The organism is Micromonospora cabrerizensis (assembly GCF_022230955.1).
GTDB classification, from domain to species: Bacteria; Actinomycetota; Actinomycetes; order Mycobacteriales; family Micromonosporaceae; genus Micromonospora; species Micromonospora cabrerizensis.
Genome location: NZ_JAKKFI010000117.1, coordinates 1 through 19,163, shown reverse-complemented (window position 1 = coordinate 19,163; position 19,163 = coordinate 1). Strand labels below are relative to the sequence as shown.

Annotated in this window: 15 protein-coding genes and 1 pseudogene; 13 read left to right on the top strand and 3 right to left on the bottom strand. The window is 71.2% G+C overall.

Annotation, left to right across the window (positions count from 1 at the left end; all coding sequences use genetic code 11):
- The first annotated feature begins 73 nt into the window (after window positions 1-73).
- The 8 genes from LADH09A_RS29825 (at window position 74) to LADH09A_RS29790 (ending at window position 9,370) form a co-directional block, all read left to right on the top strand.
- Window positions 74-415 (top strand): hypothetical protein, encoded by a 342-nt coding sequence (locus LADH09A_RS29825; RefSeq protein ID WP_238649006.1) that lies wholly within the window; start codon window positions 74-76, stop codon window positions 413-415.
- A gap of 277 nt (window positions 416-692) precedes the next feature.
- On the top strand, window positions 693-1,760 hold the full coding sequence (locus LADH09A_RS29820; RefSeq protein ID WP_238649005.1) for a BMP family lipoprotein: 1,068 nt from the start codon (window positions 693-695) through the stop codon (window positions 1,758-1,760).
- A 190-nt stretch (window positions 1,761-1,950) separates the two neighbouring features.
- Complete coding sequence (locus tag LADH09A_RS29815; protein WP_238649004.1) at window positions 1,951-3,558, top strand: ABC transporter ATP-binding protein; 1,608 nt, start codon at window positions 1,951-1,953, stop codon at window positions 3,556-3,558.
- Window positions 3,555-4,925 (top strand): ABC transporter permease, encoded by a 1,371-nt coding sequence (locus LADH09A_RS29810; RefSeq protein ID WP_238648997.1) that lies wholly within the window; start codon window positions 3,555-3,557, stop codon window positions 4,923-4,925. The genes LADH09A_RS29815 and LADH09A_RS29810 overlap by 4 nt, the downstream gene beginning before the upstream one ends.
- Before the next feature lie 3 nt (window positions 4,926-4,928).
- The gene (locus tag LADH09A_RS29805; RefSeq protein ID WP_238648996.1) at window positions 4,929-6,209 is read left to right on the top strand and encodes an ABC transporter permease; all 1,281 of its coding nucleotides are present in this window, start codon (window positions 4,929-4,931) and stop codon (window positions 6,207-6,209) included.
- A gap of 172 nt (window positions 6,210-6,381) precedes the next feature.
- On the top strand, window positions 6,382-7,092 hold the full coding sequence (locus LADH09A_RS29800; RefSeq protein ID WP_238648995.1) for a cytidine deaminase: 711 nt from the start codon (window positions 6,382-6,384) through the stop codon (window positions 7,090-7,092).
- A gap of 206 nt (window positions 7,093-7,298) precedes the next feature.
- Window positions 7,299-8,579 carry a thymidine phosphorylase gene (locus LADH09A_RS29795; RefSeq protein WP_238648994.1) on the top strand — a complete coding sequence of 427 codons (1,281 nt, stop codon included), beginning with the start codon at window positions 7,299-7,301 and terminating at the stop codon, window positions 8,577-8,579.
- Window positions 8,580-8,689: 110 nt separating this feature from the next.
- Window positions 8,690-9,370 (top strand): DUF4272 domain-containing protein, encoded by a 681-nt coding sequence (locus LADH09A_RS29790; protein WP_238648993.1) that lies wholly within the window; start codon window positions 8,690-8,692, stop codon window positions 9,368-9,370.
- 2 nt (window positions 9,371-9,372) lie between these two features.
- On the opposite strand, the gene LADH09A_RS29785 is transcribed toward LADH09A_RS29790, so the two are convergent.
- Complete coding sequence (locus LADH09A_RS29785; RefSeq protein WP_238648992.1) at window positions 9,373-10,242, bottom strand: putative RNA methyltransferase; 870 nt, start codon at window positions 10,240-10,242, stop codon at window positions 9,373-9,375.
- A gap of 203 nt (window positions 10,243-10,445) precedes the next feature.
- Between LADH09A_RS29785 and LADH09A_RS29780 the strand changes: the two genes are divergently transcribed.
- Window positions 10,446-11,519 (top strand): adenosine deaminase, encoded by a 1,074-nt coding sequence (locus tag LADH09A_RS29780; protein ID WP_238648991.1) that lies wholly within the window; start codon window positions 10,446-10,448, stop codon window positions 11,517-11,519.
- A gap of 26 nt (window positions 11,520-11,545) precedes the next feature.
- On the opposite strand, the gene LADH09A_RS29775 is transcribed toward LADH09A_RS29780, so the two are convergent.
- Window positions 11,546-11,839 (bottom strand): hypothetical protein, encoded by a 294-nt coding sequence (locus LADH09A_RS29775; protein WP_231927210.1) that lies wholly within the window; start codon window positions 11,837-11,839, stop codon window positions 11,546-11,548.
- 502 nt (window positions 11,840-12,341) lie between these two features.
- Here LADH09A_RS29775 and LADH09A_RS29770 point away from each other — a divergent pair.
- The 4 genes from LADH09A_RS29770 to LADH09A_RS29755 all read left to right on the top strand — a co-directional run bounded on the left by LADH09A_RS29770 (window position 12,342) and on the right by LADH09A_RS29755 (window position 17,425).
- Window positions 12,342-15,953: a sensor histidine kinase gene (locus tag LADH09A_RS29770; protein WP_238648990.1), complete on the top strand. Its 3,612-nt coding sequence runs from the start codon at window positions 12,342-12,344 to the stop codon at window positions 15,951-15,953.
- Complete coding sequence (locus LADH09A_RS29765; protein ID WP_030329023.1) at window positions 15,950-16,354, top strand: roadblock/LC7 domain-containing protein; 405 nt, start codon at window positions 15,950-15,952, stop codon at window positions 16,352-16,354. The genes LADH09A_RS29770 and LADH09A_RS29765 overlap by 4 nt, the downstream gene beginning before the upstream one ends.
- Window positions 16,355-16,455: 101 nt before the next feature.
- On the top strand, window positions 16,456-16,830 hold the full coding sequence (locus LADH09A_RS29760; protein WP_124820399.1) for a DUF742 domain-containing protein: 375 nt from the start codon (window positions 16,456-16,458) through the stop codon (window positions 16,828-16,830).
- A gap of 1 nt (window position 16,831) precedes the next feature.
- On the top strand, window positions 16,832-17,425 hold the full coding sequence (locus tag LADH09A_RS29755) for a GTP-binding protein (protein ID WP_238648989.1): 594 nt from the start codon (window positions 16,832-16,834) through the stop codon (window positions 17,423-17,425).
- Between the two features lie 247 nt (window positions 17,426-17,672).
- On the opposite strand, the pseudogene LADH09A_RS29750 reads toward LADH09A_RS29755, so the two are convergent.
- Window positions 17,673-19,163 (bottom strand): annotated as a pseudogene (locus tag LADH09A_RS29750) (transposase); the annotation flags it as partial.

Here is a 19,163-nt window from a genome sequence, read left to right as displayed (position 1 = left end):
TCGGGCCGGAGCCGACGCGCCGACCGCCCGACCCCCTACTACAAACCGTCGTTGATAAGAGAGGATGAGCGGCGTGGAAGCGCTGCGACTAACCCTCCTCTATGTCCATCTGATCGGCTTCGCCCTGCTGCTCGGTGGGTCGATCGCCCAATACCTCAGCGGTCGGATCCGGATCAACCCGGCCATGCTCTGGGGGGCGGTGATCCAGTTGCTGACCGGGCTCGGACTGTCCGCCCCACTGCGCGACGGTGACGAGCCGGCACCCGCGAAGCTTGTGACAAAGCTGGTGATCGCGCTGCTGATCTTTGTCATGGTCTCCTCCTCCCGGAAGCGGGACGTGGTGAACCGCGGTCACTTCCTGGCAATCGTGGGCCTGACCCTGGTCAACGCGGCGGTCGCGGTCTTTTGGCGGTAACGTCCGGGGAGGGGAGCCTCCCCCGGAAAACGGACGTTCCGGACGCTGTGGCGCTCACTTACCAGCACGAAGAGTGACGTGCCCCACGCAAGGGTTACACCCGGGTAACAGGCGTTCAACAGTCGTGCACGATTGTCGGCCGGTGGGTGGGCGCGGGCGTACGCTCCCGTCCGTAACGTGGGACAGCCGGCGGCACACCGCAGGTCGGCTGATGGGCTGCCACCGCACTAGGCGCGGTGTGCAATGGGAAGGAGACGTCTTGCGCTCGGTGCGTGGGATGCGGATCGCCTCGATCTTCGCGGTGGGTGGGCTCGCGCTCACCGCCGCCGCTTGTGGCGAGGCCCCCAAGGATGACAACAACGCCGGCAGTGGCGCCAAGAAGTTCAGCGCCTGCATGGTGACCGACGTCGGCGGCATCGACGACAAGTCGTTCAACACCTCGGCCTGGAAGGGTCTGCAGGAGGCCAAGGCCGCCAACGACAACATCGACATCAAGTTCGTCGCGTCGAAGGCCGAGGCCGACTACGAGCCGAACCTGACGCAGTACGTCAACCAGAAGTGCGACTTCATCCTGGCGGTCGGCGGCCTGATGGCCAACGCCACCTCGAAGATCGCCAAGGCGAACCCGAACCAGGAGTTCGGCATCGTCGACGCGAACCCGGGTGACGCCAACGTCTACCCGATGCAGTTCGACACCGCCCAGGCCGCGTTCCAGGCCGGCTACCTGGCCGCCGGGATGAGCAAGACCGGCAAGGTGGGCACCTACGGTGGTCTGCCGATCCCGCCGGTCACCATCTTCATGGACGGCTTCGTCGACGGCGTGACGCACTACAACAAGACCAAGGGCAAGAACGTCCAGGCGCTGGGCTGGAACAAGGAGACCCAGAAGGGCTCCTTCACCAACGACTTCGCCAAGCAGGACGAGGGCAAGAAGGTCTCCGACGCGCTGGTCGCCCAGGGCGCGGACATCATCATGCCGGTCGCCGGCGGCTCCGGCCTCGGCACCACCGCCGCGGCCAAGGCCTCGGGTGGCAAGTACAGCACCATCTGGGTGGACGTCGACGGCTGCGAGAGCACCCCGGACTGCTCGGCCATCATCACCACCGTGGTCAAGAACATCCCGGAGGCCGTCAAGGAGGCCGTGGTCAAGGCCGCCGCCGGCGACAAGCTGCCGGCCAACCCGGGCTTCGTCGGCACCCTGGCCAACACCGGTGTCTCGATCGCCCCGTACCACGACTTCGACAGCAAGGTTCCGGCCGAGCTGAAGGCCGAGGTCGACAAGATCAAGGCGGACATCGCCGCCGGCACCATCACCGTCACCTCGAAGGCCCAGCCGACCAAGTGACAACCGCCCGGCCCCTCCGGTGAGATCATCGGGGAGGTCGGCGGGGGACAGGTACGACCGATCGGCCGCTTCGGCCCTGCGGGTGACCGTGGGGGTCGGAGCGGCCGATCGCGCACCACGTCAACCGGGCCGCTCCGGCCAGGTTGACGGCAGCTAGGCTGCACCATCGCTCGCACTCCAGGAGGTTGCGCTGAGACTCGAACTGCGCGGCATCACCAAGCGGTTCGGTGATCTGGTCGCCAACGACCACATCGATCTGACGGTGGAGCCTGGAGAGATTCATGCCCTGCTCGGCGAGAACGGCGCGGGCAAGTCGACCCTGATGAACGTGCTCTACGGGCTCTACCAGCCCGACGAGGGCGAGATCCTGGTCGACGGCAAGCCGTTGAAGCTGAAGGGCCCGTCCGACGCGATCGGTGCCGGGATCGGCATGGTGCACCAGCACTTCATGCTGGTGCCGGTCTTCACCGTCGCCGAGAACATCATGCTCGGCGCCGAGCAGGTCCGGGGCGGCATCGCCGGTTTCCTGGACCGGCGACGGGCCCGGCGCGAGGTCACCGAGGTGTCCGAGCGCTACAACCTGCGGGTCGACCCGGACGCGGTGATCGAGGACCTGCCGGTCGGCATCCAGCAGCGCGTCGAGATCGTCAAGGCGCTCACCCGTGACGTCGACCTGCTCATCCTGGACGAGCCGACCGCCGTGCTCACCCCTCAGGAGACCGAGGAACTGCTGACGGTCATGCGGTCGCTCAAGGCGGCCGGCAAGTCGATCGTCTTCATCACCCACAAACTTGGCGAGGTCAAGGCCATCGCCGACCGGATCACGGTGATCCGACGCGGCAAGACCGTGGGCACCGCCTCGCCGGACGCCAGCCGGGACGAGCTGGCCGCGTTGATGGTCGGGCGCAACGTCCGGCTCACCGTGGACAAGGCCCCGGCCACCCCCGGTGAACCCGTGCTGGAGGTGACCGGGCTGGTCGTCGACGACGACCGGCAGATCCGCGCGGTCGACGGGGTGGACCTGACCGTGCGCGCGGGCGAGGTGCTCGGCGTGGCGGGCGTACAGGGCAACGGTCAGACCGAGCTGATCGAGGCGATCATGGGCCTGCGGCCGGTGCTCGCCGGCACGGTCAGCCTGGTCGGCGACCGGATCGACGGCTGGAAGCCCAAGAAGGTGCTCCGCGCGGGCGTCGGTTACGTGCCCGAGGACCGCAGCGTGGACGGCCTGATCAAGGAGTTCAGCGTCGCGGAGAACCTGGTGCTGGACATCTACGACCGACCGCCGTTCGGCGCCGGGCTCGCGCTCAAGCCGGACGCGATCGCGGCCTCGGCGAAGGAGCGGATCGAGCAGTTCGACGTCCGCACGTCATCGGCCGACGCGTCGGTGGGCACCCTCTCCGGCGGCAACCAGCAGAAGGTGATCGTGGCCCGGGAGCTGTCCCGGCCGCTGAAGCTCTTCATCGCCGCCCAGCCGACCCGCGGCGTCGACGTCGGGTCGATTGAGTTCATCCACAGCCAGATCATCCGCGAGCGGGACATCGGCACCGCCGTCATGGTGGTCTCCAGCGAACTCGACGAGGTGATCGGTCTGGCCGACCGGATCGCGGTGATGTACCGCGGTCGCATCATCGGCATCGTCGGCCCGGACACCCCGCGTGAGGAGATCGGCCTGCTGATGGCCGGCATCAGCCCGGACGTGGCCCACGAGCGCAACACGGACGCCGTGCCCGGCGACGGGCCGGCCACCGACGGGAGCCCGGCGAGCGGCCCGGGTTCCGCGAGCGAGGACGAGGCATGACCAACCCCCCAACCCCGCAGTCCGGCTCGCCGGACAAGGAGCCGGTGAGCGAGGCGCAGGCCGCGCAGAACGCGCTCGGCAACACCGAACGGGCCGAGGTGGCGACCAAGCCGGGCGGCTCGGCGTCCACGCCGGAGCCGGAGCAGAAGCCGAGTCTGGGCCGGTTGTTCATGGACAACCTCTGGGCCGCCAACACCTTCACGGTGACCCTGCTGTCGCTGGTGCTGGCGATCGTGGTCGGCGCGGTGCTGATGATCATTTCTGATCCGGCGGTGCTGTCCACGTACTCGTACATCACCTCCCGCCCGTCCGACGCGATCACCTCCAGCTGGACGTTGGTCAGCGAGGCGTACGCGAACCTGTTCAAGGGCTCGGTCTTCGACCCCGAGGCGTTCTCCGGCTGGTTGAACGGCACCGGCAGCTGGCAGGCCGTTCTCGCGCCGATCTCCGAGACGCTCACCTACGCCGCGCCGCTGGTCTTCACCGGCCTGTCGGTGGCGTTGGCCTTCCGTGGCGGCCTGTTCAACATCGGCGCACAGGGTCAGGCCACCATCGGTGTGATCATGGCGGCTCTGGCCGGCTTCCTGCTGCCCCTGCCGCCCGGCCTGCACCTGCTGGTGGCGGTGCTGGCCGGCGCCCTGGGCGGGGCGATCTGGGGTTTCATCCCCGGCATCCTCAAGGCCCGCGCCGGCGCGCACGAGGTGATCAACACGATCATGCTCAACTACGTCGCCACGTACTTCCTCACCTGGTTGATCGTGCAGAACGGCGTGCAGGACCCGAACCGCACCGACGCGATCAGCAAGGCGGTGGACACCTCCGCCCAACTGCCCCGACTGCTCGGCGACAACCTGCGGGTGCACGCCGGCATCCTGCTGGCCGTGCTGGCCACCTGGGCGGTCGCCTGGCTGCTGAACCGCTCGACGCTCGGCTTCGAGCTGCGGGCGGTCGGCGCCAACCCGGACGCCGCCCGCACCGCCGGCATCAGCGTCACGAGGACGTACATCCTGATCATGGTCTTCGCCGGCATCCTGGCGGGCCTCGGCGGTTCGAACATGGTGCTGGGTTCGACCGCCAGCGCGTTGACCCCGCTGGTGGTCGCGCAGATCGGCTTCGACGGCATCCTGGTGGCGCTGCTGGGGCGCGTGAAGCCCTGGGGGGTGCTGCTGGCCGCGTTGCTGTTCGGGGCGTTGCAGGCCGGTGGCAACCGGATGCAGTCGTACTCCGGGATCTCGCTGGAGCTGGTGACCGTGCTCCAGGCGCTGATCGTCATCTTCATCGCCGCGCCGGCCCTGGTGAAGGCGATCTTCCAGCTCCGGGCCGCGCGCGCCGCCCGGTTGCAGACGAGCCTGGCGAAGGGCTGGTAACTCATGTCCACCATGGCTGTCCCCGACATCGCGGTCGCCCCGGTCGACGAGGGCTTCTGGACCCGGAGCCGCAAGGTCGGCATCACGCTGCTGGGGCTCGGCCTGCTGGCCGCGGTGCTCTTCGGCGCGCTCGCCACCAACCAGCAGGCCCGGTTCACGCTCAGCGACGACGCGGCCGGTGCCGCACTGGAGATCAACGGCACGATCGGGGCGATCCTGTTCGGGATCATCACGATCGCCGCCGGCGCGGCGCTGCTCGCCGGGGTGCCGAAGCGGTGGTTCCTCGCCGTGCTCGGCATCGGGCTGGTCGGCTTCGTGCTCTCGTTCCTCTGCTGGCAGGTCTCCGCCGCCCCGGCCGGGCAGAACTTCATGCCGCTGGTCAACATCATCCGGGGCACGTTCATCCTGGCCCTGCCGTTGATCTTCGGCGCGCTCGCCGGGGTGCTCTGCGAACGCTCCGGCGTGGTCAACGTGGCCATCGAGGGTCAGTTGCTGATGGGTGCCTTCAGTGGCGCGCTCTTCGGCAGCATCTCCGGCAGCGTCTGGGTGGGTCTGGTCGCCGCAGCCCTCGGCGGCGCGTTCATCTCGCTGCTGCTGGCCGTTTTCGCCATCCGCTACCTGGTCGACCAGGTCGTCATGGGCATCGTGCTGAACCTGCTGGCGGTCGGCGTCACCGGCTTCCTCTACGAGCGGCTGATGCAGACCGACGCGGCGAAGTACAACAGCGCGCCCCGCTTCAGCAACTGGGAGATCCCGCTGCTCAAGGACATCCCGGTGCTCGGGCCGGCGCTGTTCCGCGGCAACATCTTCCTCTACCTCGGGCTGCTGCTGGTCCTCGTGATCCACATCGGGCTCTTCCGCACCCGGTGGGGTCTGCGTACGCGCTCGGTCGGTGAGCACCCGATCGCCGCCGACACGCTCGGCGTCAAGGTGCTGCGGGTCCGCTACCGCAACGTGCTGCTGGCCGGCGTCGTCGCGGGTATCGGCGGAGCGTCCTACACGTTGGCGCTCTACTCGTTCACCAAGAACATGATCGGCGGCAAGGGCTTCATCGCGCTGGCCGCGCTGATCTTCGGCCGGTGGAACCCGACCGGTGCGCTGCTCGCCGCGCTCTTCTTCGGTTTCGCCGACCAGCTCGCCACCTACCTCGGCGCGATCAGCAGCTCGATCCCCAGCCAGTTCCTGGCCATGCTGCCCTACCTGGCCACCATCCTGGCGGTCGCCGGGCTGGTCGGCCGGGTCCGCGCACCGGCCGCCGACGGCAAGCCGTACATCAAGGGCTGACCGGCCACCGGTTCGTCGATCATGGAGTTGTGGTGCCTCGCAAAAGTCGCAAAGTTGTACCTGTCGCCCACCACAACTGCATGATCGACGGGGTCGGCGGGTTGGCGCTCCTTTTTCGGGGTCGCCGTACGCTGAGGGCTGTTGAGCTGGGCTACCTGGGCAGGATGACCGCATGACCGAGATTGACTGGGCAGGGTTGCGGGCCGCCGCCACGGACGCGATGCGGCACGCGTATGCGCCGTACTCGACGTTCCCGGTCGGCGCGGCCGCGCTGGTCGACGACGGCCGCATCGTGGTCGGCTGCAACGTGGAGAACGCCGCGTACGGCGTGACGCTGTGCGCCGAGTGCGGGGTGGTCTCCAGCCTGCACGCCACCGGCGGCGGTCGGCTCGTCGCGCTCTCCTGCGTCGACGCCACGGGTGAGCCGCTGATGCCGTGCGGTCGCTGCCGGCAGCTGCTCTGGGAACACGGCGGGCCGGAGTGCCTGATCGAGAGCAAGACCCGTCCGCTGCGGATGGCCGAGCTGCTGCCGCACGCCTTCGGCGTGGAGGACCTGGAAGCCGTCACCGGGGAGACGCCGGTGCCGGTGGTTCCGGAGCGGCTGGCTGCCTGGCGGGGGCGCGGCACCGTCTTCGTGCACCCGGACATGTCCGCCGGGCAGCAGGTCTGGACCGCGTACTGGGAGCGGTCGGCCGGAGACGACGTCGGCGCCGAGACCGGGGTGCTGGAGGAGGCCCCGAGCTGGGACGACCCGGCCGAGGCGATCACCTGGGGCCTGGCCCGGTCGCCCCGGGTGGTGGTCGTGGACGCTACTGGAACGATCTTCTGGGCCGGCGAGGGTGAGCCGCCTTTGGAGATCCCGGTCCGCTGGTCCGCCGGCTGACTTCGACACCGCCGGCGACCGCACCACGACAACCGCCAGCGACCGCGAGGCCGCGCCCCACCATGGGGCGCCGAGTGGCTGGCGCGAGGCCGCGCCCCACCATGGGGCGCCGAGCGATTGGCGCGAGGCCGCGCCCCACCGTGGGGGCGCCGAGCGGCTGGCGCGGCACCGGACGGATTCACAACGACGTGAGAAGGAAACACAGAGTGAGTGCTTTTGCTGCTGTTGACGTCATTCGGGTCAAGCGGGATGGCGGGGTGCTGTCGGACGCGCAGATCGACTGGGTGGTCGACGCGTACACCCGGGGGGTTGTCGCCGACGAGCAGATGTCCGCGCTGGCGATGGCGATCCTGCTCAACGGCATGACCGGGCCGGAGATCGCCCGGTGGACCGCCGCGATGATCGCCAGCGGTGAGCGGCTGGACCTCTCGGCGGTACGCCGACCGACGGTCGACAAGCACTCCACCGGCGGCGTCGGCGACAAGATCACTCTGCCGCTCACCCCGCTGGTGGCGGCGTGCGGCGCTGCCGTACCGCAGTTGAGCGGTCGAGGCCTCGGGCACACCGGCGGCACGCTGGACAAGCTGGAGTCGATTCCGGGCTGGCGGGCCACGGTGAGCAACGACGAGTTCATCACCCAGTTGGACGAGGTCGGCGCGGTGATCTGCGCGGCCGGCGCCGGGCTCGCTCCCGCCGACCGCAAGCTGTACGCGCTGCGGGACGTGACCGGCACCGTGGAGGCCATCCCGCTGATCGCCAGCTCGATCATGAGCAAGAAGATCGCGGAGGGCACCGGCGCGCTGGTCCTCGACGTGAAGGTCGGCTCGGGCGCCTTCATGAAGTCCGTCGACCAGGCCCGCGAGCTGGCTCGCACCATGGTCGAGCTGGGCGGCGCGCACGGCGTCCGGACGGTCGCCCTGCTCACCGACATGTCCACCCCGCTCGGGCTGGCGATCGGCAACGCCGTCGAGGTGACCGAGTCGGTCGAGGTGCTGGCCGGTGGCGGCCCGGCCGACGTGGTGGAGCTGACCCTCGCCCTGGCCCGGGAGATGCTCGACGCCGCGGGCCTGCCGGACGCCGACCCGGCGGCGGCGTTGCGCGACGGCCGGGCCATGGACTCCTGGCGGGCGATGATCCGGGCGCAGGGCGGCGACCCGGACGCGCCGATGCCCGAGGCCCGCGAGGTCGAGGTCGTCCGCGCCGAGCGGGACGGACACGTCGCGGCCGTCGACGCGTACGCCATGGGGGTTGCGGCGTGGCGGCTCGGCGCGGGCCGGGCCCGCAAGGAGGACCCGGTCAGCGTGCCGGCCGGTGTGGTCCTGCACAAGCGGCCGGGTGACGCGGTGCGGGCCGGTGACGCCCTCTACGAGTTGCGGGCCGAGGACGCGACGCGAATCCCGGCGGCGTTGGCCGAGGCCGCCGACGCGGTGCGGATCGCGCCGACCGCCCCCGCGACCACGCCGCTGGTCATCGAGCGCATCGGCTGATCGAGCGCGGGTCGGGGCGGCGTGGTGCCGGTCACCTGGGAGCGCTATTGTCGCAGGCCAAGGGGGGACAACCGGCCTTGCGCCGGCGCGAGCAGACAGGAAGATCCGCCGTGACCGTTGCTGCCCCGGACCCACGTGAGGTGCGCGAGGCGAGCCTGGACGAGCTGTCCCGGCTCGGCCTGCCGTTGCCACCGGCCCAGTTTCCCCTCGTCTGGGAGCCGGGCGACCAGATCGACCTGCGCCCCACCGCGGAGATCGAGGCGCGGATCGCGGTGCTGCACCTGATCCTGGCCCGCTGTTTCGGGATGCCCCCGCAGGCGGCGATGAGCTGGCTGCTCGGCTCACACCTGGTCGAGATGGTCACCCCGCCGGAATGGCAGTTCGTGATGGGCGGCAAGGGTGACCACCGGTCGTTCGTGCTGCACCACGACGCGCTCTTCGCGCTGGCCTGGGTGCTCGGGTTGAGCAAGCAACTCGACCCCACCCTGGCGGTGGACGAGCGGCTGGTCGAGCGGCTGCCGCACATCGCCGAGGGGGAGACCTTCCCGCACTGGCGCTCGCGGATCCTCACGGCACCGCAGCACCCGGCGGACGCGGCCGCCCTGCTGGACCTGCACTACTGCCTGGACTGGGCGTACCTGGAGACCGAGCGCGACGGTCGGCGGGCACCGGGCCTGGTCGACGCGAACGCGATCGGGCAACGGCGCTGGGCTCTGGAGTGGGCGGTGATCCTGCGCGGCCCGTACCACGACGAGCCCCCCGGCTGGGAAGAGGTCGACCTCTCCACCTGAGGTCAGCGGGGCCGGTACGCGTCCAGCCGTACCGCGACGGTCACCCGGACCGGTTCGGGCAGGGCGGCCAGCCGGTCGGCGAGGGCGCCCGGGGCGGTGTGCCAGGCGCTCGGGCCCATCGCGACCAGGCTGGCGGCCTCCGGGCGGGTCAGGGCCAGCTCCGCCCGGTGCACGGTCGAGCCGACCGGGATGAAGTGCCCGCCCAGGCTGGCGGTCACCCGGTCCGCCTTGTCCGGGTCCACCCGCAGCAGGTCGAGGGCGTCCACCAGTTCGGCGAGATGGTCGGCGTCGGGTGTGACCACCAGCAGCGTCCCGGCCGGGTCGAGCACCCGGTGGAACTCGGCGCCGTTGCGCGGGGCGAAGACGTTCAGCAGCACGGCGGTCGAGGCGTCCGCCAGGGGCAGCCGCTGCCAGGTGTCGGCGAGCGCCGCGGCGGCCCGGGGATGGGCGCGGGCAGCGCGGCGCAGCGCCGGCTTGGACACGTCCAGGGCCAGACCCACGGCGTCCGGCAGCGCCGCCAGCACCGCGCCGAGATACCGGCCGGTGCCGGCCCCGGCATCCACCACCAGGGGGTACGCCCCGACGTCGGGCGTCGGCGGTGCGAGCCGCGCCACGGCCTCCGTCGCGGCGGCGGCGAGGGCGGCCGAGATGACGTCGTAGTGCCCGGCGGCCTGGAAGTCCGCGCGGGCCGCGACCATCTCGGGGGTGTCGCCGACGTGCGGGGCCCGACCGGTGAGCAGGTTGACGTAGCCCTGGCGCGCGATGTCGAAGCTGTGCCGGCGTGGGCAGCGCAGCGCGCTCGTGTCGGTGGCCTGCCCCAGTGGGTCGCCGCAGACCGGGCAGCGCAGCCGGTCGAGGATGCGGGGGTCCACGTCAGGCCTCCGGACGGCGCCGTGGGCGGGGAGTGTGCCCGCCGAGGTGGTCGACCACCCGGTGGGTGAGCGCGTCGATCGAGCCGCGCGCGTCGTCGGCGCACTCCATCCGCCCAGTCTAGACGTGCGCGGATCTACGGTTGGCGGCCGTGACACCGGCGGCCCTGTCCCGGTCCGGCAGGGGCGCTGACTAGGGTCTGAGCATGGTCGCAACTATCCGGTACGAGGACATCGTCAAGGTTCCGAAGGCTCTCCTGCACGACCACCTCGACGGCGGGCTGCGGCCGGCGACGATCGTCGACCTGGCCGCGGAGGTGGGCCACGAGCTGCCCTCCACCGATCCGGAAGCGCTCGGACGCTGGTTCGCGGACGCGGCCGACTCCGGCTCCCTGGAGCGTTACCTCGAAACGTTCGCGCACACCGTGGCGGTCATGCAGACGGCACCGGCGCTGCGGCGGGTCGCCCGGGAGTGTGCGCTGGACCTGGCCGCCGACGGGGTGGTCTACGCCGAGGTGCGCTTCGCCCCCGAGCAGCACCTGGAGCAGGATCTCAGCCTGGACGAGGTGGTCGAGGCGGTGCTGGCCGGGTTCGCCGAGGGCACCGCCCAGGCCGTCGAGGCGGGCCTGACCATCCGGGTGGGCACCCTGCTCACCGCGATGCGGCACGCCGCCCGCTCCCAGGAGATCGCCGAGCTGGCCGTGCGGCACCGGGACGCCGGGGTGGTCGGCTTCGACATCGCCGGCGCCGAGGCGGGCTTCCCGCCCACCCGCCACCTGGACGCCTTCGAGTACCTGCAACGGGAGAACTTCCACTTCACCATCCACGCCGGTGAGGCGTTCGGTCTGCCGTCGATCTGGCAGGCGATCCAGTGGTGCGGAGCGGACCGGCTCGGCCACGGGGTGCGGATCGTCGACGACATCGCCTCGGACGGCACGCTCGGCCGGTTGGCCGCGTACGTCCGGGACAAGCGGATCCCCCTGGAGCTGTGCCCCTCGTCGAACGTGCAGACCGGCGCGGTGGCCTCCATCGCGGACCACCCGATCGGCCTGCTGCGCGACCTGCGCTTCCGCGCCACCGTCAACACCGACAACCGGCTGATGAGCGGCACCTCCATGTCCCGGGAGATGTCGCTGTTGGTGGAGACGTTCGGCTACGGCTGGAAAGAGTTGCAGTGGTTCACCATCAACGCGATGAAGAGCGCCTTCATCCCGTTCGACGAGCGGCTGCGGATCATCGACGAGGTGATCAAGCCGGCGTACGCCAAGCTGATGGCCTGACCGGTCAACCGTGCTGACCTGACCGGTCAGCCGTGCGGGTGGCCGGCGAGCAGGCCGGCCACCCGGCGCAGCACCTCCCTGGCGCGGGCCGCCTCCGCGCCCAGCCCTGTCTGTCGACGCAGGATCGCGGGCTCGGCCCGCAGCAGCGCCACACCGCGCCGGACCAGCACCCGGGGGGCCTTGCGCTGCTCGGAAAGGTCCCGCGCGAGCCGGCGCAGGAAGGTCGCACCGCGCGGCCGGCGCAGCGCGTACGCCCCGGCGAGCAGCCCGCGGCGGCGACATTCCTCGACGATCTCGGCAGCGAAGATCCCTTCGGCCACGAAAAGTGGCGATCCGGCGACATCGAATGTCCGGGTGGCTACCCGTCGGTCTGCGCCGATCGCATAAACCGGCACATCGGCACGGCCTTCTCGAGCAAGTCGGGCAATGATTTCCACCGCAGTGGGGGCGTCCCAGGACTGCGGAGATTCCCAATCCACCTGGCCGTTTCGTCGCGGCAACGTAGGGTCATCGCCGTCTTTGTAGAAGTCGTCCAGGCAGAGCACCGGTAAGCCGGTTTGCTGCGCTATGTACGACTTTCCGGAGCCGGAAGGACCGGCGAGCAGGACAACGCGGTGCGGATGTTCCATTACCTTCAGTTACTCCGGCCAGACGGACTGCTATCAAATCGCATCAACATCTCATCACACCTTGAGCCGGTGACAACCTGGGCTTTCTTCTTGCCGACCGGCGTGATGGAATCTCGGGGGTCCGACCCGCCGGGTCGGTCGCTGGGCGTTGCCCGGGGCAACGCGTTGAAGCTGTAATCGCGAGGGCGGTGTTGTGAGCAAACGGCCAAAGACGGCGGGCTCCTTCCTGTCGCGGCTGCGCCGGCCGGCCAGCCGGCTCCGGGACATGCCGATCTGGTCCAAGCTCGGTCTCATCATGATCGTGCCGACCATCGCCACGGTCGTGGTGGGCACCAGTGGTCTTGTCGACCACGTGGAGACGCTCAACAATGCCAACCGGGCCGGCGACCTGGCCAACCTGTCGAGCTATTCAGGTGACCTGGTCGACACCCTGCAGGACGAGCGGACCGCCGCCGTGCTGCTGCTGGGGGCGGACGGGACGCAGCCGACGGCGCAGTACCAGGAGGCCTACAACCGGGTGAACTCCCGGGTGGACCGGGCGGCGGGCCCCTACCGGCAGCAGCGTGCCGAGGTGGAGGACCTGCCGAGCAGCCTGGAAGGCCTGCTCGACGGCATCGACCAGAACCTGCAGGACCTGTCGGGCATCCGCAGTCAGGTGTTCAACGGCAAGCTCGCGCTCACCGAGACCGTGCAGGCGTACGAGGGTCTGATCAGTGACCTGCTCGCCATCCGCGACTCGGCCACGCAGCTCGCCGGCGACAACGAGCTGAGCGACCGGATGCGAGCCGCCGCGGCGGTCGCCCGGGAGAAGGAGTTCCTCGCCGTCCGCCGGGTCGTGGTGCACCGCGCGCTGGGCGTGAAGGGCGGCAAGCGCCTCACTCCGGCGCTGCGCACCGACTACATCGCCAGTGGCACCGGCCAGCAGCAGGCGCTGCAGAGCTTCAAGGCCGTCGCCACCCCGGACGACGCGAAGTTCCACGACCAGACGGTCGCGGGCGGCGACCGCCGGGAGGCACAGAACTACACCGGCTGGATCGACGGCAACACCACCGGCGACATGCGCAACGCGCCGTTCGGGCCGGACCAGTGGGAGGCCGCGATGACGGCCAACGCCAAGCTGATCCGCAACGTCGAGACCAAGCTCGACAGCGAAGTGGTCGACGAGGCCAACAACCTCCGCTCGGACGTGCAGCGCCAGGTCTTCCTGGAGACCGGCCTGCTGCTCAGTATGCTGTTGCTGGCCATCCTCTTCGCGTACCTGGTCGCCCGCTCGATGGCCCGTTCACTTCGTGAGCTGCGGCAGGGTGCGCTCTCCGTCGCCCAGTACGGCCTACCGCAGGCGGTTGCCCGACTGCGTGACCCGCAGGTCGTCGGGCAGCTCTCCCCGGTGCAGCTGGCCAACCAGATCGCCGAGCCGCTCCCGGTTCGCAGCCGGGACGAGTTCGGCCAGGTGACCGAGGCGTTCAACGCCGTCCACCTGGAAGCCGTCCGTACGGCCGCCGAGCAGGCGGCACTGCGCGCCTCCGTCGCGACCATGTTCGTCAACCTCGCCCGCCGTTCGCAGATCCTGGTCGACCGCCTCATCGGGCACCTCGACCGGCTGGAGCGCGGCGAGGAGGACCCGGACCGGCTGGCCGAGCTGTTCCAGCTCGACCACCTGGCCACCCGGATGCGCCGCAACGACGAGAACCTGCTGGTCCTCGCCGGTGCCGACTCCACCCGTGTGCAACGTGAGCCGGCCGCGCTCATCGACGTGCTGCGTGCCGCGCAGTCCGAGGTCGAGCACTACACCCGGATCGAGTTCGGCGTCATCGACCGCGACATCGAGGTCGCCGCGCACGCGGTCAACGACCTGGTGCACCTCGTCGCCGAGCTGTTCGACAACGCCACCGCGTTCTCCCCGCCCGACTCGCAGGTGATGGTCGAGGCCCGTCGGGTCGGCGACCGCTCCTCGCTCTACGTCGAGGACCGCGGCATCGGCATCAGCGCCGAGCAGTTGCACGACCTCAACGAGCGGCTCGCGACGCCGCCGCAGGTGGACGTCGCCGTCTCCCGGATGATGGGCCTGGTCGTGGTCGCCCGACTGGCGTCCCGGCACGGCGTCCGGGTGGAGCTGCGCCCCGGCTCCGACCGCGGCACCGTCGCGGACGTGACCCTGCCCACCTCGGTACTGGTGCCCCGGGCGCTCTCCGGTCGGGTGCAACAGCCCCCGGCGCTGCCCGCGGCCGGCGGTCCTCAGCACAACGGGCCCGCACCGGTCTTCGGCGCGCTGCCGGCACTGGGCAACGGCCCTCGTCCGAGTGAGTCCGGCAACCAGGTCACCCTCGGCGGTCGGCCGTTCGAGCCCGCCTCACGCAACGGTGCCGGCACCCCCGCCAACACCGGTGGCTACCGCTCGATGCCGGCCTGGTCCGATCTGACCGGCGCGGCCGGGACGAACGGCGTCAACGGTGGTGACGGGTTCACCCCCCGGCCCGCCAACGGCCAGCCGATCGACCCGCTGCCGCAGCGTCGCGCCGGGGACGACACCCCGACCCCCGGCCAGCAGCCGTCGATTCCCCGACAGCTGCCGAGCAGCCCCGAGGCGCACCCGTACTCGGCGCCGCCGGTCTCCGCGCAGCCGTACTCCGGCGCGCCGGTCTCCGCCTCGCCGGCCTCCGGCCAGCCGTACTCCGGGCAGCCCTACTCGGGTGCGCCGTACGGCGGCCCGCCGGTGTCCGCGGCCCCGGCCTCCGGGCAGCCGTACGCCGGTCCACCGGTGTCCGCGTCTCCCGTGTCGGCGTCGCCGGCGTCCGGCCAGCCGTACTCGGGTCAGCCCTACTCGGCACCGCCCGCCTCCAGCCAGTCGTTCAGCGGGTTCGCACCCCGATCGGCCCCGCCCGCGCAGGCACCCAGCACCCCCGCGCCGCCGGCCTGGCCGCCGGTGCCGGGTGGCGACCGCGACGCCTCGGCGCCGCCGGTGCCCGAGCGGCTCGCCGCTGCTCTGGACATGACCACGGAGCTGCCGCGGGTGCCGCGACCCGGCGAACAGCCGGCCGCAGCAGCCCAGCCGCCAGCCCGGCCCTCGGCGCCTGCTCCGGCTCCGGCTCCGGCTCCGGCTCAGCAGAGTCGGCCGGCTCCGCAGCAACCGCAGGCGCAGAACCGCCAGCGTTACGCGGACGAGACGATGGAGCTTCCGATCTTCCGGGAGCTCGAGTCGGCCTGGTTCCGTACCCGCCGTCCGGGTTCGGAGGAGGCGGGAGCCGACGCGCAGCCGGCAACGAACGGCGACACCGCGACCCAGCAGTTCGCTACGGTCGAGGCCACCGGTCGGGCAGTCCACAAGACACCACCCGGGACGACAGGTAACACACCGATGGCAAACACTCCGACGGCCGGAGGAGCGCCGCGGGACAACGGTTTCACAGCGAACGAGGGCGCTCGCCCGAGCCTCGCTGAGAGCCTGCCGAACCGCCGGCCCCAACCGCAGACCAACGGCTGGCAGACCGCTGCCGACGACGGCTGGCGTGCTGCCTCGGCGGCGGCCGGCGCGGTGCCGGTGAGCGAGACCACCACGACCGGCCTGCCGAAGCGCAAGCCGATGGCGCAGCTGGTGCCGGGTGCGGTGGAAAAGCCCACCACCTCGGTTCAGCGGCGCTCCCCGGAGGCGGTCCGTGGCCTGCTCTCCGCCTACCACCGGGGCGTGCAGCGAGGGCGTAGCACCTCGGACAACCCGACCAGCCCGGAGGCGACTCCGGGAGGGCAATCCTCGCAGTCTGGCTCAGGCCCGGTGGCCGGGAGCGGGCAGAAGGAGCAAGAAGGATGACAACTACTCAGGATCTTGGTTGGCTGCTGGCCAACTTCGCCGACCGGGTGCCCGGTGTCGCTCATGCGGTCGCCGTCTCGGCCGACGGCCTACTCCTGGCGTCGTCACGGGACCTGCCGCGCGACCGGGCCGACCAGCTCGCCGCGATCTCGTCGGGTCTGGTCAGCCTGACCCAGGGAGCAGCCCGCTGCTTCGAGGGAGGCGCGGTGTTGCAGACCGTCGTGGAGATGGACAATGGCTTCCTGTTCCTGATGTCCATCTCGGATGGCTCGTCCTTCGCCGTGCTGGCTGCCCGCAGCTCGGACGTGGGCCAGGTCGGCTACGAGATGGCACTGCTGGTCGACCGGGTGGGCGACGCACTGACTCCGCAGCCGCGTGCGGCTGCGGGAATGCTGGGCTGACGCCTCGCCGCCGATCGTGAGGTCGGCACAACCGCAACAACGACAACGACGGGTTCCACCGGTGGGAGCCGGTAACGGGTACGAAGGAGGTGAGCGGCGAGATGGCCGATCGTGACGAACCGACCGGAGCGTTGGTCCGTCCATACGCCGTGACCCGTGGCCGTACCCGTCCCCGGCTCGACATCGCGCTGGAGGCGCTCGTCGAGACGACGGTGCGCGGCCGTACCGCTGCCAATGGCAACGGTGGTGGCCGCGAACACCAGTACATCGCCGCGCTGTGTGACGGACGCGTGCAATCGCTCGCGGAGATCGCGGCGCGGATGCAGCTCCCGCTCGGCGTGGCCCGGGTGCTCATCGCCGACATGGCGACGGACGGCCTGGTCGCGGTCCACGAGCCGACCATCCTGGACGACTCCGACGACGCGGTGGGCACTGAACTGCTGGAGAGGGTGCTGAGTGGACTTCGCAGGCTCTGACATGTCGCACCGCCCGCCGAACCCGAGCGGCCGCGTGACGTCGGCGAAGATCGTTATCGCCGGTGGATTCGGCGTCGGTAAGACGACGCTGGTCGGCTCGGTCTCGGAGATCACGCCGCTGACCACCGAGGCCATCATGACCTCCGCCGGCGTGGGCGTCGACGATACCCGGCAGGTGCCGGGCAAGACGACGACCACGGTGGCCATGGACTTCGGCCGGATCTCGATCGACCGTGACCTGATCCTGTACCTGTTCGGTACGCCGGGTAAGACCCGATTCTGGTTCATGTGGGACGAACTGGTTCGGGGCGCGATCGGCGCGGTCGTGCTGGTGGACACCCGCCGGCTGGCCGACTGCTTCGCGGCGATCGACTTCTTCGAGCACCGACGCCTCCCGTACCTGGTGGCGATCAACTGCTTCGACGGGATGCAGTACCACGACCCGCAGGACGTTCGGGACGCCTTGGCGATCTCGAGCGACGTGCCGGTGGTGGCCTGTGACGCCCGTAACCGGGAGTCGACGAAGCACGTGCTGATCTCGCTGGTCGAGTACGTGCTCACCATGCGCCGTACGCGCGCCGTCGCCCCGGCCTGATCGGGACGCCGTACCCCCGGTGGTGGCTCTGGCCGCCACCGGGCGCGGCACCGTGCCCGCCGACGGCCTACGTCGGCGCGCGCCCTACGCCGTCTCCTGAGGCCCCCTGAAGCCCATCGGCCCCCGCACCCTGGGCCGTGGTGCCACCGGCCTCTAGAGGCGGCGTTGCCGCGTCCGGAGGTCACGTCCGCACACGCGACAGCGCCCCCAGTCAGCTGACTGGGGGCGCTGTCGCGTGTGACGAGGGTCAGGACTGGTAACCGGCGGAGCGGTACTCGTACTCCCGGTCGTCGTCGCGGTCGCCGTGGTCGCGGCTGAAGTCCCAGCCACCGGCCGCCTCGCGCCCGGGTCGACCACCCACCGCGAAACCGCCGATCTCCTGCCCGCGACGCCAACCACGGAAGTAGCCGGTGGTGTTCTCCGCGAGGCTTGCCGCATCGCGCACTATCCGCAACGGGCGCTCCTCGCGCAGCGGGGAACCAGGGACCAGGTTGGCCTGAGGCACGCGCTTCGGCAGCCCGGCGTTGGTCTCGGCGCCGACCGCGGGGCGGGCGGCCTGCTCTGCGGCCTGCCAGCCGGTGTCGGCCGTGGTCGACCAGTCCAGGTCGGACTCCTCGGCCTGGCCGACGAACCAGGCCGACTTGGCCTGCGCGAAGATCAGCAGGTCACCGTCACCCTCGTCGGCGACGGGCGGCGGCCGGTGCTCGACCGGCGGCGTCCGGCGTTCCAACGGCGGCGTCCGGCGCTCCATCGGCGGCGTCCGCTGCTCCAACGAGGGCGTGCGAGGCTCCATCGGCGGCGTCCGGTGCTCCAACGAGGGCGCCCGGTGCTCCATCGGCGGTGGCGGCCGGTGCTCGGCGCCACGGTCGGGCCGAGGGGCCGGTCGGCCCGCACGAGCGGCCAGCTCCCGGTCGACCAGCCGCAGCGGCGGCGTCTCCAGGTGCGGGTCGGCAGGCGGGTTGAGCCCCTCGCGCAGCGCCCGGTCCGCCAGTGGTGGTGGCTCCACCAGCCGCAGCATGGGTGGCTCCTGCGGCAGGTCGTCCGCCAACCAGGGCGGGGTGACCCGACCGTCGGCCCGGCCCGGGTCGGTCGGGGCCTCGATGCCGCGGCTGCCACCGTACGGGTAGGCCACCGGGTTGTTCGGCGAGCTGTCGGCCGGGTCCTCCGGGTTGTTGACCAGCGGCCAGTTGGCGCGGGAACCGGGAGGTGCGGCCTCCTGACCGGGGCGAGGGGTCGGCACCGGGATGCTGAGATCGGTCGCGCTGAACCCGCCCGTGGGCGGCTCGTCCACCGGGCGTTGCAGGTGGCTCGGCCGGGGCTCGCCGTTCGTCTTGGGGCGGGGCGGGATGACCGTGCGCTGGCGTTCGGCGCGCGCGTTGTTGATCGCGGCAGTGGTCAGCGTCGGCCGGAACGGCTCGCCCGCCTCGGCCGGCGGCACCATGCCGCGCTGTGCCGGTGCGATCGGGGTGATCCCGGGCGGCGGGGGCGGCGGCGAGGAGACCGGGCGGTTGGTCGGACCGTCGATCCGGCTGGGCACCGGCTCGGTGCGGCCAGGAAGCGTGGACGACGGCGGCTTGGCCATCGCGGCCGGGGCCATCGGCGCGGGCGCGACCGGCGGCGGCGTGACCGGAGCCGGGGCGACCGGCGGCGGGCCGAGTGGGCGGGGCGACGCGAGCGGCGCGTTACCGGGGATCGGCTCGGGGCGGCTGCGTCGGCCGACGGCGGGTGCGGGGTCGGC